Source organism: Streptomyces lincolnensis, from assembly GCF_021173675.1.
GTDB classification, from domain to species: Bacteria; Actinomycetota; Actinomycetes; order Streptomycetales; family Streptomycetaceae; genus Streptomyces; species Streptomyces lincolnensis_B.
The window spans coordinates 1-13,556 of sequence record NZ_JAIHON010000023.1 but is presented as its reverse complement, the minus strand read 5'-3'; the positions used below and the strand labels follow the sequence as shown (position 1 = coordinate 13,556).

At 72.0% G+C, this 13,556-nt stretch carries 9 protein-coding genes; 2 read left to right on the top strand and 7 right to left on the bottom strand.

Annotated features, from left to right (window positions below; translation table 11 throughout):
- From K4B79_RS43790 to K4B79_RS43765, 6 genes are all read right to left on the bottom strand, one after another.
- On the bottom strand, positions 1–1,494 hold the full coding sequence (locus K4B79_RS43790; protein WP_232033037.1) for an SDR family NAD(P)-dependent oxidoreductase: 1,494 nt from the start codon (positions 1,492–1,494) through the stop codon (positions 1–3).
- 104 nt (positions 1,495–1,598) lie between these two features.
- The gene (locus tag K4B79_RS43785) at positions 1,599–2,927 is read right to left on the bottom strand and encodes a wax ester/triacylglycerol synthase family O-acyltransferase (protein WP_232033036.1); all 1,329 of its coding nucleotides are present in this window, start codon (positions 2,925–2,927) and stop codon (positions 1,599–1,601) included.
- A gap of 159 nt (positions 2,928–3,086) precedes the next feature.
- A complete protein-coding gene (locus tag K4B79_RS43780; protein ID WP_232033035.1) occupies positions 3,087–5,705 on the bottom strand; it encodes a PA14 domain-containing protein in 2,619 nt (872 codons plus the stop codon).
- A gap of 101 nt (positions 5,706–5,806) precedes the next feature.
- On the bottom strand, positions 5,807–7,027 hold the full coding sequence (glgC, locus tag K4B79_RS43775; protein WP_232033034.1) for a glucose-1-phosphate adenylyltransferase: 1,221 nt from the start codon (positions 7,025–7,027) through the stop codon (positions 5,807–5,809).
- Between the two features lie 52 nt (positions 7,028–7,079).
- Positions 7,080–8,243, bottom strand: a complete 1,164-nt coding sequence (gene glgA / locus K4B79_RS43770; RefSeq protein WP_232033033.1) for a glycogen synthase — start codon at positions 8,241–8,243, stop codon at positions 7,080–7,082.
- 40 nt (positions 8,244–8,283) lie between these two features.
- Positions 8,284–9,075: a (2Fe-2S)-binding protein gene (locus tag K4B79_RS43765; protein ID WP_232033032.1), complete on the bottom strand. Its 792-nt coding sequence runs from the start codon at positions 9,073–9,075 to the stop codon at positions 8,284–8,286.
- Between the two features lie 163 nt (positions 9,076–9,238).
- Between K4B79_RS43765 and K4B79_RS43760 the strand changes: the two genes are divergently transcribed.
- The gene (locus K4B79_RS43760; RefSeq protein WP_232033031.1) at positions 9,239–10,483 is read left to right on the top strand and encodes a DMT family transporter; all 1,245 of its coding nucleotides are present in this window, start codon (positions 9,239–9,241) and stop codon (positions 10,481–10,483) included.
- Between the two features lie 10 nt (positions 10,484–10,493).
- Here the strand turns inward: K4B79_RS43760 and K4B79_RS43755 are convergent, their stop codons facing one another.
- The gene (locus K4B79_RS43755; RefSeq protein ID WP_232033030.1) at positions 10,494–11,633 is read right to left on the bottom strand and encodes a transglycosylase family protein; all 1,140 of its coding nucleotides are present in this window, start codon (positions 11,631–11,633) and stop codon (positions 10,494–10,496) included.
- A gap of 291 nt (positions 11,634–11,924) precedes the next feature.
- Here K4B79_RS43755 and gndA point away from each other — a divergent pair, with 291 nt between their 5' ends.
- Positions 11,925–13,364: an NADP-dependent phosphogluconate dehydrogenase gene (gndA, locus tag K4B79_RS43750; protein ID WP_232033029.1), complete on the top strand. Its 1,440-nt coding sequence runs from the start codon at positions 11,925–11,927 to the stop codon at positions 13,362–13,364.
- The last annotated feature ends 192 nt before the right edge of the window (positions 13,365–13,556 follow it).

Genomic DNA, 13,556 nt, shown 5'->3' with positions numbered 1-13,556 from the left:
CTACCACTTGCCCGGCACGTAGTCCTTCAGGAAGACGCCGTACACGTCGTCACCCGCCTCACCGCGTACGACCGGGTCGTAGACGCGGGCCGCGCCGTCGACGAGGTCGAGGGGGGCGTGGAAGCCCTCCTCGGCCAGGCGCAGCTTGTCGTAGTGCGGGCGCTCGTCCGTGATCCAGCCGGTGTCGACGGAGGTCATGAGGATGCCGTCGGACTGGAACATCTCCTGGGCGCTGGTCCGGGTGACCATGTTCATGGCCGCCTTGGCGGCGTTGGTGTTGGGGTGCCCCGCGCCCTTGTAGCCGCGGCCGAAGACGCCCTCCATGGCGGAGACGTTGACGACGTACGCGCGTCCGCTCGGCGCCTTCCCGGCGGCGTCGGCCATGGCCGGGCGGAGCTTGCTGATGAGGATGAACGGCGCCGTGTAGTTGCACAGCTGGGTCTCCAGCAGCTCCACCGGGGAGATCTGCTCGATGGTCTGCACCCAGGTGTTGGTGTCGACGACGTCGGGCACGAGCCCGCCCGCGTCGATGGCGGTGCCGTCGAGGTGCCGCTCGACGCTGGCGTTGCCGGCGACCAGGGCGAGGTCGGCGACCTGCTGGGCGTCGAGGCCGGAGATACCGACGGGCAGCGCGGCCAGGCCGTCGACGGCGCCGGAGCCGAAGGCGCCGATGACGTGGTGGGCGGGCAGCTCACCGGCGGGCAGCGGGGCGCTCTCGCCCTCGACCAGGGCGGCGTAGGCGGAGGGCAGACGGCGTACGGTCTGGGTGGCGTTGTTGATCAGGATGTCGAGCGGGCCCGCCTCGGCGACCTGGTCGGCGAGGGCGACGGCCTGCGCCGGGTCGCGCAGGTCGATGCCGACGACCTCCAGGCGGTGCATCCAGTCCCCGGAGTCGTCCATGGCCTTGAAGCGGCGGATGGCGTCCTTGGGGAAGCGCGTGGTGATCGTGGTGTGCGCGCCGTCGCGCAGCAGCCTCAGCGCGATGTACATGCCGATCTTGGCGCGGCCGCCGGTGAGCAGGGCGCGCTTGCCGGTCAGGTCGGCGCGGGCGTCGCGCTTGCCCCGGTTCAGGCGGGCGCAGTCGGGACAGAGCTGGTGGTAGAAGTAGTCGACCTCGACGTACCGGGTCTTGCAGGTGTAGCAGGAGCGCGGCCGCTGGAGGATCCCCGCGAGGCGGCCCTCCTCGGTGACCGACGACGGCAGGATGCCCTCGGTCTCGTCGTCGATGCGCTGGGCGGAGCCGGTGGCCGTGGCCTCCGTGACCGCCTTGTCGTGGGCGGTCTTGGCGGCCCGGCGCTCCTGGCGGCGGCGCTGCTTGACGGTGCGGTAGACGCCCGCGGTGGCCCGGCGCACGGCGATCGCGTCGGGGTGGTCGACCTCCAGCTTGTCGAGCTCCTCCAGCACGGCGAGGCAGACCGCGAGCCGCTCCGGGTCGATGCCGGGCCCGTACACGACCTCGTCCATGGCCGCCGAGCCGTCCTCTGTCACCGTCATCGCGCTGCCGTTTCCCTGATCACCCGAGCGGCGCTCCGATCGCACCCGCTGTCGAACGGGGAATTCTACGGAGCGCCGGGCCGGTCCTCCAAAACCCGTGACCGTCAAGGCTCACAGGCGGTGATCAGCGTCTCCACCTCCTCGGACAGGGCCCGGGCGAACCGGTCCAGGTCCGGTACGGCTCCGGCGTCGGCCACGAGGCCGTAGTGGACCTGTCCGCGGTAGGTCGAGATCGCCACCGCGAGGGACTGGCCGCGGGCCAGCGGGGCGTAGGGGTAGACCGCGGTGACCGGGTTGCCGCCGAGCTTCAGGCCGAGGCTGGGCAGCGGCACGCTGGTGACCAGGATGTCGAACCAGAGCCGGGCGGCCTGGCCGACCAGCGGGCCGCCGAGCCGGTGGCCGAGGGCCGGCACGTGGTCGGCGAGCAGGGCGACGGCGCCGGCGCCCCGGCCCGGTCCCGCGTCCTTGTTGCGGTCCATGGCGGTGCGGACCGTGGCGAGGCGGCCGAGCGGGTCCGGGTCGGCGACCGGGAGCCGCATCAGGTAGCCGGAGAGCCGGTTGCCCTGCGGGTGGGCGGTGCGCGGGCGGCGCTGGGAGACGGGGATCAGGGCGCGGGGCGCGACGCCGTCGCTGCCGTCGCCGCGCTCGTCCAGCCAGCGGCGCAGGGCGCCGGCGACGACCGCGATCAGGACGTCGTTGACGGTGCCGCCGACGGCCTTGCGGACGCGGTGCACGTCGTCGAGGTCGACGACGACCCCGGCGGTGCGGCGGCTGCCGGTGGACGGGGCCGTCAGCGCGGCCGAGGAGCGGACGTCCAGGGTGGAGCGGGCGACGGAGGCGCCGATGTCGAGGGCCCGTCCGACGTCGGAGAGGGCGCCGCGCACGAGTCGCGGCAGTTCGCGCACGTCCGGGAGGAGTCCGCGGGGCGGTTCGGCGGGCCGGGGCCGGGGCGCGGGCAGGTCCAGGGGGTCCAGGACGGCGGCGGCGAGGGCCAGCGCGCGCAGGCCGTCGGCCAGGGCGTGGTGGAACTTGAACAGGACGGCGAACGAGACACCGTCCTCCCCCGGCAGCACGTGGGCCTCCCAGGGCGGCCGTTCGCGGTCCAGGGGCCGCTGCATCAGGCGGCCGGCCTCGGCCTGGAAGTCCGCGGTCGGGGCGTGCAGCGTGACGTGGTCGAGGGGGTCGAACTCGGGGGCGGGCTCGCGGGCGGCTCCGCCGAAGGCGGTCGGCCGGCCGAGCGGCCACACGTCCCGGATCCGCATCCGCAGTCCGGGCACCGCGGCGGCGCGGGCGGCGAGCAGGTCGGCCGCGTGGGCGCCGGCGGTGGGTGAGCGGGCCGCGAAGACGCCGAGCGCGCCCAGGTGCATGGGGTGCTCGGCGGATTCCATGTTCCAGAACGCCAGGTCGAGTGGTGCGAGCAGGTCGGACGTCAATGGCTTGCCTCGCGTCGACGACGGGTGAGCAAGCAGTCAATCGCCCTCAGGCGATTACGGTCAAGTACGATCAAGCTACGCACAGTTAACAGCAGATTAAGTCCCGCCCCTCGGGACACTGCCGGGAAGGGCGGGACTCATGGGGCGCCAGAGATCACATCAGCGCAGGTCCGCCGGGCAGCCCGACGGGGTGGCCCGGGACGCGTCCCGGATCAGCGCCTCGTGCGCGGCCCTCAGCCGGCCCACGTCCGGCTTGAGGACCTTCCGGTCATAGGTGAGCAGACCGTTGAGCTCGCCCTCCACGTCCGCGATCTGCGTGTAGACGGCCCCATTGCTGCCCCGGCAGACCAGGGCGCGCACCTCGTCCAGCTTGGCCAGGTAGTCGTCGGTGTAGGTCGCCGGGTCGACGTCGACGTACGACTGCTGCACGGACCAGGCGTGTCCGGGCACGGCGAGACCGAGGCCGCCGTACTCGCCGCTGACCAGGGCGCGTCTGCCGTCCGGGCGGGGCGGCAGGGCGGGGCTGGGATAGCCGTGCTCGTCCATCAGGTCGCCGGCGCCCCCGTCGGCGCCCAGGTTCAGACCCGACTGGTTGTTGACCAGACGGGTCGGATCCCAGGCCTTCGCCTGCTCGGCGACCCGCCCGACGTCGTACTGGCCCCAGCCCTCGTTGAAGGTCACCCACATCACGACGGACGGGCTGCTGATGTGCTCGTCGATCATCTCCTTCATCTCGCGCTCGTACTGGGCCCGCGCCTCGGCGCTCGGGTTCACCCCCGCGGTCATCGACGGCATGTCCTGCCACACCAGCAGGCCCAGCCGGTCGGCCCAGTAGAACCAGCGGTCCGGCTCGACCTTGATGTGCTTGCGCACCGAGTTGAAGCCGAGCCGCTTGTGGACCTTCAGGTCGTACGCGAGGGCCTCGTCGGTCGGCGCGGTGTGCAGGCCGTCGGGCCAGAAGCCCTGGTCGAGCGTGGCCATCAGGAAGACGGGCTCGCCGTTGAGGACCGTGCGCGGCACGCCGTTCACCTGCTCGACCGCGATGGACCGCATCCCGAAGTAGCTGCCGACGCGGTCGGTGCCGACGGTCACCTTCAGGCCGTAGAGGAAGGGGTCGTCCGGCGACCACAGGTGCGGGTCGGCGAGGGTCAGGGTGAGCGGTCCGCCGGTGCGGCCGCGGGCCGTGGCCACCGGGCGCTTCCCGTCGTACGCCGTCGCCGTGATCGGTACGCCGTCCCGCACTCCCCTGGCCTCCACGACGACCCGGTCGCGGGTGAGGTCCGGGGTGAGTTTCAGCGAGTCGACGTGGTCGCGGGCCACCGGCTCCATCCACACCGTCTGCCAGATGCCGGAGGACGGGGTGTACCAGATGCCGCTCGGGTCCAGGCGCTGCTTGCCGAGGGGCGGGTTCTCGCCGTTCGCGGCGTCCGTCGGGTCGTGGACGCCGACGATCAGCTCCTGCGTCCGGCCGGGCTTGAGCGCGTCGGTGATGTCGGCACTGAACCTGTCGTAGCCGCCCCGGTGTTCGGTGACCTTGGTGCCGTTGACGTAGACCTCGGACCGCCAGTCCACCGCGCCGAAGTTGAGCCGGAGCCGCCGGTCCGATCCGATGTGCCAGTCGGCGGGGACCGTGAAGGTGCGCCGGTACCACATGCGGTCCTCGTGCCGTTCGATGCCGGAGAGCTGGGACTCCACGGGGTACGGGACGAGGATGCGCTCGGGCAGGGTGCGGCCGACGGGCGGGGTCTCCCCCGCCTCGGCGGCGGCGAACTGCCAGCGGCCGTTGAGACTGCGCCACTCGGTGCGGGTCAGCTGCGGGCGCGGATACTCCGGGTGGGCGTTGTCCGCGCCCACCTCGTCGGCCCACGGTGTGCGCAGTTGATACGTCGAGCGGTTGGGTCCGCTGCTCCAGAACGCCCCGACGGCGTCGCCGTCCGCGCCGGTCAGTCCGCCGGCGCCGTCGTAGCGCAGGTCGGCGCTGCCGCGCGCGGTGCCGGTCTTGTTCCCCACGACGGGTTCGGCGAGGGCGACGAGAAGGGACCGGGGGTCGGCGGGGTCCCGCGTGACGCGGTCCAGGGGCCACTTGGCGCCGCCGATCACCGCTTCGAGGTGGCCGGTCAGGCCGGCCGGGGGTGCCGCGAGGGGCTGGGCGAAGTCGAGCCTGACGGTACGGCCGGTGCCCAGGACGGTGGTCGCGACGGGGCCGTCGTAGGCGTAGCCCTCGGGAAGGCGGAACGCCGACTGCGGGACGGCCTCCTTGGCGCTGCCCGGCGGGGTCCAGCGGAGGTGGAGGTTGGAGCCGCCGTAGTGCTCGAAGTACTCGACCTTGATGTCGTAGGCGGTACCGGCGGTCAACTCGACCGGTTCCGCGGTCTGTTCGCGGTCCCAGTCGTCGACCCAGTGGTCGATGAGGAGCTGTCCGCCGATCCACAGGCGGAAGCCGTTGTCGCCGATGACCGAGAAGGTGTGCGGTCCGGTCGCCGTCGGGACCAGCCTGCCGGTCCAGCGGACGCTGACGTCGTCCGAGCGTCCGGTCGCGGCGGCGAGGCGGGGCTCCAGGGTGTCGAAGTCGAGGGTCGGATCGAAGGTGGTGGCCTTCAGCTCGTGGAAGTCGAAGGCGCCGGGTGCGGACTGGGTGTAGTACTCGCCCTTGAGACCGCGGGGCTCGACGGGATCGTCGGCCGAGGCAGGCGTGGCGGTCAGGCCGGTGAGGCTGGTGAAGCCCAGGAGTGCGGTGAGGAGTAAGGCCAGTCGGCCTCTGAGACGTCTGGTGCGCACGGAAACCTCCACAACAACGTTGTCATGGACTGAAGTTGGCATGACAACACGGATTCCGTCGCACGTCCAGGGACCCGGAGGCCCCTGGACCGTACCAATCGCTACGACACCAGCTGACCCTTGCCCAGCGCGATCACCCCGCCCTTGGAGACGGTGTACAGCTCGGTGTCCCGTTCCGGGTTGACGCCGATCGTCGCGCCCGGAGGCACCTCGACGTTCTTGTCCAGGACAGCACCGCGCACCACCGCGCCGCGGCCTATCTTGACGTTGTCGTGCAGCACCGAGCCCTGGACCACGGCTCCCGGGTCGACCACGACGCCGGGCGAGAGCACCGAGCGGGTGACCTGGCCGCGGATGAGGCAGCCGGCGCTGATGATGGACTCGCTGGCGATGCCGCCGGCGTTGAAGCGGGCCGGGGAGAGCTGGCCGGAGTGGGTGTAGATGGGCCACTGCCGGTTGTAGAGGTTGAAGGCGGGGCGCTCGGCGATCAGGTCCATGTGGGCGTCGTAGTAGGCGTCCAGGGTGCCCACGTCCCGCCAGTAGCCGCGGTCGCGGGTGGTCTCGCCGGCGACGTGGTTGGCGCTGAAGTCGTAGAGCTGGGCCTCGCCCCGGTCGGTGAGCTGCGGGAGGATCGAGCCGCCCATGTCGTGCACGGAGTTCGCGTCCTCGGAGTCCCGCTGGAGCGCCTCGATCAGGGCCTTGGTGGTGAAGATGTAGTTGCCCATCGACGCGAACACGCACTCCGGGTCGTCCGCCAGACCCGGCGGGTCGGCCGGCTTCTCCAGGAACCGCTCCACCGTGAGGCCGTCCGAGCCCGGGGTGATCACGCCGAAGGACGGGGACTCGGCGCGCGGCACGCGGATACCGGCCACCGTGACGCCCGCGCCGGACTCGATGTGCTGGGCGAGCATCTGGCGCGGGTCCATGCGGTACACGTGGTCCGCGCCGAACACCGCGACGTACTCGGGGCGTTCGTCGTAGATCAGGTTCAGGGACTGCAGGATCGCGTCCGCGCTGCCCAGGTACCAGCGCGGGCCGAGGCGCTGCTGGGCGGGGACCGGTGTGACGTAGTTGCCGAGCAGGCTCGACATCCGCCAGGTGGTGGTGATGTGCCGGTCCAGCGAGTGCGACTTGTACTGCGTGAGCACGCAGATGCGCAGGATGTCGCCGTTGACGAGGTTGGAGAGCACGAAGTCGACGAGGCGATACGTTCCTCCGAAGGTGACCGCCGGTTTGGCGCGGTCCGTGGTCAGGGGCATCAGGCGTTTGCCTTCGCCGCCCGCGAGTACGATTCCGAGCACTGAAGGACCACCACGACGCATGGCCGCTCCCCTCACCCTGGTTTGACCCATGCCTGCCCCTGTGCGGGTCGCCCTACGCCTGTTTGACGATCTCCTCGTAGAGCCGCACCGTGCGCCGGGCGACGGCCTCCCAGCCGAACTCGCCCACCGCTCGTTCCCTTCCGGCCTCGCCCATCCGCCGTGCCTTCTCCGGATCACCGATCACCGAGTCCAGCGCCCGCGCGAGGCCCGCCTCGAAGTCGTCGTCCACCGGGACGAGTACCCCGGTCCTGCCGTCGTCCACGACCTCGGGGATACCGCCGACCCGGGAGGCCACGACGGGCGTTCCGCAGGCCATCGCCTCCAGGTTGACGATGCCGAGCGGCTCGTACACCGAGGGGCAGACGAAGACCGTGGCGTGGGTGAGGAATTGGATCACCTCGGGGCGCGGCAGCATCTGCGGGATCCAGTGCACGCCCTCGCGGACCCGGTCGAGCTCCTGGAAGAGCTCCCGGAACTCCTGGTCGATCTCGGGGGTGTCGGGGGCGCCCGCGCACAGCACGACCTGGGCCGCCGGGTCGATGTCCCGTACCGCGCGCAGCAGGTGGGGCACGCCCTTCTGGCGGGTGATCCGGCCGACGAACAGCACGATGGGCCGGCCGCGGTCGAGACCGATCCGGTCCAGCACGTCGGTGCCGTGGTCGGGCCGGTACAGGGCGGTGTCGATGCCGTTGTGCACGATGTGGACCTTGGCCGGATCCAGCGTCGGGTAGCAGCCGAGGATGTCCTCGCGCATGGCCCCGGAGACGGCGATCACGGCGTCGGCGCTCTCGATCGCGGTGCGCTCGGCCCAGCTCGACAGGGCGTACCCACCGCCGAGTTGCTCGGCCTTCCAGGGGCGCAGGGGCTCCAGCGAGTGAGCGGTCATCACGTGCGGGATGCCGTACAGGAGCTTGCCGAGGTGGCCGGCGAGGTTGGCGTACCAGGTGTGGGAGTGGACCAGTTCGCGGCCTTCGAGGCCGGCGGCCATGGCGAGGTCCACGGAGAAGGTGCGCAGCGCGTCGTTGGCGGTGTCCAGCGTGGACCAGGGCCGGTGGCGGATCACGCCGGCCGCCTTCTCCGCCAGGGACACCTCACCCCAGCAGTGCACGTCCAGATCGACGAGGGACCTCAACTCCCGGGCGAGGAACTCGACATGGACACCCGCACCGCCGTAGACGTCCGGCGGGTACTCCCGGGTCAACAGGCCCACTCGCACCCGGAACCCCCTGTTCTCAGCAGCTGTTCGGACTTCATGGTCACCCAGATGCGGCGCGCGGGGAAGAGCGCGGGGGTCGTGGGAAGCAACAGTCGCCACAGACGCCCCCGCCCGGCAGCCGGTAGTAGAGGCAGCAGCTGCGGCGCCGGAAGGTGGTTCCGGTGAGGGTGCCGGTGCCGGCGAGGAGGGGGTGGCCCAGCAGGTCCGAGGTGAGGTCGAAGGCGCGGGCGGCGGCCTCCTCGCGGCCGTTCGCGCGCGCCCATCCGGCCAGCTGACGGGCGGCGCCGGCGAGCGCGGAGGCCGCGTTGCCCCGCAGCAGTCCCGGGGCGACACGGTGGCGGGCGCGCAGGGCTCGCGCGAGGGGCTCCAGGTGCGCGTGCAGGACGAGGTCCGCGAGGGTCGAGGGGTCCGCCGGCAGCGGTCGTACGGCGGACAGCCACAGGTCGTCGGGGGCGCTGCCGTCCGGGTCCCAGTGCAGCAGCCGGGGGTCGAGGTCGGGCACCCGGCCGTACAGGGCGGCGCAGCCGAGCGTCACCGACCACAGCCGGGCCGCCAGTCCCTGCTGTGCGATCGAGGCCGCGACGCGCTCCTCGGGGGCGTGCAGGGCGGTCGCGACCTTGCGGACACGGAAGGCCAGGGCGCCTGTGTCCCCGCCCGAGGCCCCGTCCTCGTACGCCCGTGCCAGGGTCGTCAGGGGCGGTCTCGGGGTTCCGGTCGTGGGTAGGACGAAGAAGCCGCCGAGGGGCCGCAGGGCTGCGAGCTGGGGGTCGAGGTCCACGAAGAGCAGTAGTACCAAGGAAAAGGAGGTGCGCCCCTCAGGGGTGTCACCCATCCTGGGGAGGACACGGGACCCGTCGTACTCCATCGGCAGTAGGACTCATTGCCTGCTCAGGTACGACGACGGGAAGGAATTTTCCGGGCATCGTGTTGGCTATGGAAGCCGACCGTTCGTCGCGACGGGCAGACCGCCCCCGCCTCACGCAGAGGAGCAGCTCATGAGTGCCCTCGCGTTGTCCGTGCTGCTGTCGCTGGTCTCCGCGGTCGCCTACGCGGCCGGGGCCATCGTGCAGGAGCAGGTCGCGGTGTCCGACCCCGACGAACAGTACGCTCCGCTGCGCCGGCCGGCCTGGTGGGCCGCGGTCGCGCTGAACGGCCTGGGCGGACTGCTGCACGTGGTGGCGCTCGCCTACGGCCCGCTGAGCCTGGTACAGCCGCTGGGCGCCCTGACGATCGTGTTCGCGCTGCCGATGGCGGCCGTGTTCGTGGGCCGCAGGGCCGGGGCGACCGCCTGGCGGGGCGCGATCATGGCGACGGTGGGTCTGGCCGGTCTGCTCTCCCTGGTGGGCGCCTCCGACGCGCAGTCGCTGGACACCGCCCAGCGGGTGCTGGTCGCCGTGGTCACCGCGGGTGCCGTGATCGCGCTGATGATCGCGGGCCGGGCCGCGCACCGCCACCCCGCGGTGCGCAGCATCCTGCTCGCGACCGCCTCCGGCATAGCGTTCGGCATGTCCTCGGTGTTCACGAAGACCGTCGCCGTCGACTGGACCGGCGGGGTCACCACGGGCGACATCCCGTCCCTGGCGGTGATCGGCGTCCTGGCCACGGCCGGCATGATGCTGTCCCAGGCCTCCTACCGCGGCGCCGGCCTCGCGGCCCCGCTGGCGACCCTGACGGTCGTGAACCCGGTGGTCGCGGCCGCGGTCGGCATCACGATGTTCGGCGAAACCTTCCGCTACGGCACCACGGGCACCGTGCTGGCGCTCGCCTGTGGCGTGGTCGCGGCGGGCGGCCTGATCCTGCTGACCACCGAGCGGATCTCGCGCACCCACGCCGAGGACGAGACGGTCCCGGCGCGGACCGAGCCGGTCTCCGCCGAGCATCTGGCCGAGGAACTCCTCGCCCGGCTGCCCGAGCAGCAGACGGCGGCGCTGCGGGCGAGCGTGATCATCTCCTCGCCGGCCTCCGACCAGGTCCTTGTGCCCTCGTCACCGTCCGACGCGCTGCGGGTGCCCGCGCCGATACTCGACACCGTGCCCGCGCCCGACGCCGTGCTCGTGTCGTCCGCACCGGCGACCGTCCCGGAGGGGGTGGTCATCCCGGCTCCGGCCGCGGACAACGCCCCCGAGGACCGGGAGCCGTCGATCCCCGACGACTCCCTGAACCTCTACGGCCCCTTCTACGGCGGTCCCTACATCCCGGCGCCGCTCATCGACCGGCACCGGTCCCGCGTCAAATCCTGACCCCGCCGGGTCAGATCCTGACCCCGCCGGCCCGCAGATAGGCCAGCGGGTCGACGTCCGAACCGAAGCCGGGCCCCGTCCGCACCTCGAAGTGCAGATGCGGGCCCGTGCTGTTGCCCGTGGACCCAGAGCGTCCGATGCGCTGGCCGCCGCCGACGGTCTGCCCGCTCTTCACCGAGATCGCCGACAGATGCGCGTACTGGGTGTAGCGGCCGTCGCCGTGCCGGATCACCACCTGGTAGCCGAAGGAGCCGGCCCATCCGGCGGTGACGACCTTGCCCGCGCCGACCGCCTTCACCGAGGTCCCCGTGGGCACCGCGAAGTCGACACCGGTGTGGTAGCCCTTCGACCAGGAGGATCCCGTCTTGCGGTACGGCGTCCCCGCGGAGGCGTTCACGGGAGCGACCAGGGAGTCTCTCTTGGTCGCCTTCTCCTCGGTGGTCTTGTCGGGCGTGGACGTCGTGCTGGTGCTGGTGCTCGTGCTGGTGTTGTTGCCGGCGGTCTTCGTGGTGCCGCTGACCTTCAGCCGTTGTCCGGGCATGATCAGGTCGGGGTCCGCGCCGATGGTCCTGCGGTTGGCCTCGTAGAGCCCCCGCCAGCCGCCCCTGACCCGCTGGGCGTCGGCGATCGCGGAGAGCGAGTCGCCGCGGACGACCGTGTACATCTCGGCGGTCCCGGCCCGCGACTGGGGCGTGGTCTGCGGCTGCACGTCCGGGGTGGAGGCCCGTTTCACGTCCGGGGTGGCGGACGGCTTGATGTCCGGGGTCTTCCCGTCGCGGGTCAGCCCGGCCCGCTGCGAGCAGACCGGCCAGGCCTGGGGGCCCTGTCCGTCCAGCACCTTCTCGGCAACGGCGATCTGCTGGTCCTTGGTGGCCAGATCGGCTCGGGGCGCGTAGCGCGTGCCGCCGTACGCCTCCCAGGTGGACTGGGTGAACTGGAGCCCGCCGTAGTAGCCGTTGCCGGTGTTGATGTTCCAGTCGTTGGTCGACTCGCACGCGGCGACCTTGTTCCAGGTCTCCACGTCCGCGGCCGCGGCGCCACCGGCGCCGATGAACGGGATCGCCATGCCGGCGCCGCCCGCCGTGACGGTCAGTGAGGCACGGTTGATCCTGTTCGGCTGATACCGGCGGTGCCGGCCGCGTATGGGCATGAAGTCCCCCTCGACATGCGTCAGGAGGGGCAAAAGTAAGCGCTGCGAACAGGCCACCACAAGGCGGCAATCGGCCGCACTGCCGTCCCGGGCGACCGGGAATCAATCGCGGTTGTGCGAGCGCTGAGGCAGGTGGGGCTCTCCGTGCGTATCTGCCTGCGGAACGGCCGCACACCCTCGGACGTGCGGTCGGCGAACCGGCACGTCAGGATGGCCACAAGGGCAATACTGGCGAGCACGAACGGCACCACCGACAACCGGATCCCCGGGATCCTTGAGGAGCCACACCGTATGAGCACTTCAGCCCAGATCGGCGTCACGGGACTCGCGGTCATGGGCCGCAATCTCGCCCGCAACTTCGCTCGCAACGGCTATACGGTCGCGTTGCACAACCGGACGGCGTCCCGCACGCACGCCCTGGTGGAGGAGTTCGGGAGCGAGGGGACCTTCATCGCGGCCGAGACCGCCAAGGACTTCGTGGCGGCGCTGGAGCGGCCGCGCAGGCTGGTCGTCATGGTGAAGGCCGGTGAGCCGACCGACGCGGTGATCGAGGAGTTCGCCCCGCTTCTCGAACCGGGCGACATGATCATCGACGGCGGCAACGCCCACTTCGCGGACACCCGGCGCCGGGAGCGCGACCTGCGCGAGAAGGGCATCCACTTCGTCGGCATGGGCGTCTCCGGCGGCGAGGAGGGCGCGCTGAACGGGCCGAGCATCATGCCCGGCGGCCCCAGGGAGTCGTACGACTCGCTCGGTCCGATGCTGGAGAAGATCTCCGCGAAGGCGGCGGACGGGGCGCCCTGTGTGACCCACGTGGGTCCTGACGGCGCCGGGCACTTCGTGAAGATGGTGCACAACGGCATCGAGTACGCCGACATGCAGCTGATCGGCGAGGCCTACCAACTGCTGCGCGACGTCGCCGGGTACGAGCCCGCGCAGATCGCGGACATCTTCCGTACCTGGAACACCGGCCGGCTGGACTCGTACCTGATCGAGATCACGGCGGAAGTGCTGTCGCACGTGGACGCGGCGACCGGGAAGCCCTTCGTGGACGTGGTCGTGGACCAGGCGGAGCAGAAGGGCACGGGCCGGTGGACCGTGCAGATCGCCCTCGACCTGGGTGTCCCGGTGTCCGGCATCGCGGAGGCGGTCTTCGCCCGCTCGCTCTCCGGTCACGCCGAGCTGCGCGACGCCTCCCGCGGGCTCTCCGGGCCCAGGGCGACCGCGCTGAGCGAGGCCGAGGCGGGTGCCTTCGCCGACCGGGTCGAGCAGGCGCTGTACGCCTCCAAGATCGTGTCGTACACCCAGGGCTTCCACGAGATCGCGGCGGCGCGCGAGGAGTACGACTGGGACATCGACCTCGGCGCGGTCTCCTCGATCTGGCGGGGCGGCTGCATCATCCGCGCGGCCTTCCTCGACCGTATCCGCGCCGCCTACGACACCCGCGCGGACCTGCCGAGCCTGCTCTCCGACGACACCTTCGCCCGGGAGATCGCCGACGCCCAGGACGACTGGCGTGAAGTGATCGTCGCGGCGACCCGGCAGGGCGTGCCGGTGCCCGGCTTCTCCGCGGCCCTCGCCTACTACGACGCGCTGCGTGCGGAGCGGCTGCCCGCGGCGCTCACGCAGGGGCAGCGGGACTTCTTCGGTGCGCACACGTACCGGCGGACCGATCGTGACGGGTCGTTCCACACGTTGTGGGGCGGGGACCGCTCGGAGGTGTCCGCCTGAAGGTTCCGTCGCAGGACGGGTACCGGGCCCGCGGGGGGTGGGGGGGGGGGGGGGGGGGGCCCCCCCCCCCCCCCCCCCCCCCCCCCGCCCGCCGGGGGGGGGGGGGGGGGGCGCCCCCGCGCCCGGGGGGGGGGGGGGGGGGGCGGGGGGGGCCCCCCCCCCCGGCGCGGGGTCGAAGGGGGGGCGGGGCGG

What these genes read in the sequence shown, in the direction of transcription:
- glgC (WP_232033034.1), bottom strand. Translation starts at nt 7,027, where the DNA reads ATGCGTCGTGGTGGTCCTTCAGTGCTCGGAATCGTACTCGCGGGCGGC.
- K4B79_RS43755 (WP_232033030.1), bottom strand. Translation starts at nt 11,633, where the DNA reads ATGCCCATACGCGGCCGGCACCGCCGGTATCAGCCGAACAGGATCAAC.
- K4B79_RS43765 (WP_232033032.1), bottom strand. Translation starts at nt 9,075, where the DNA reads ATGGGTGACACCCCTGAGGGGCGCACCTCCTTTTCCTTGGTACTACTG.
- gndA (WP_232033029.1), top strand. Translation starts at nt 11,925, where the DNA reads ATGAGCACTTCAGCCCAGATCGGCGTCACGGGACTCGCGGTCATGGGC.
- K4B79_RS43790 (WP_232033037.1), bottom strand. Translation starts at nt 1,494, where the DNA reads ATGACGGTGACAGAGGACGGCTCGGCGGCCATGGACGAGGTCGTGTAC.
- K4B79_RS43760 (WP_232033031.1), top strand. Translation starts at nt 9,239, where the DNA reads ATGAGTGCCCTCGCGTTGTCCGTGCTGCTGTCGCTGGTCTCCGCGGTC.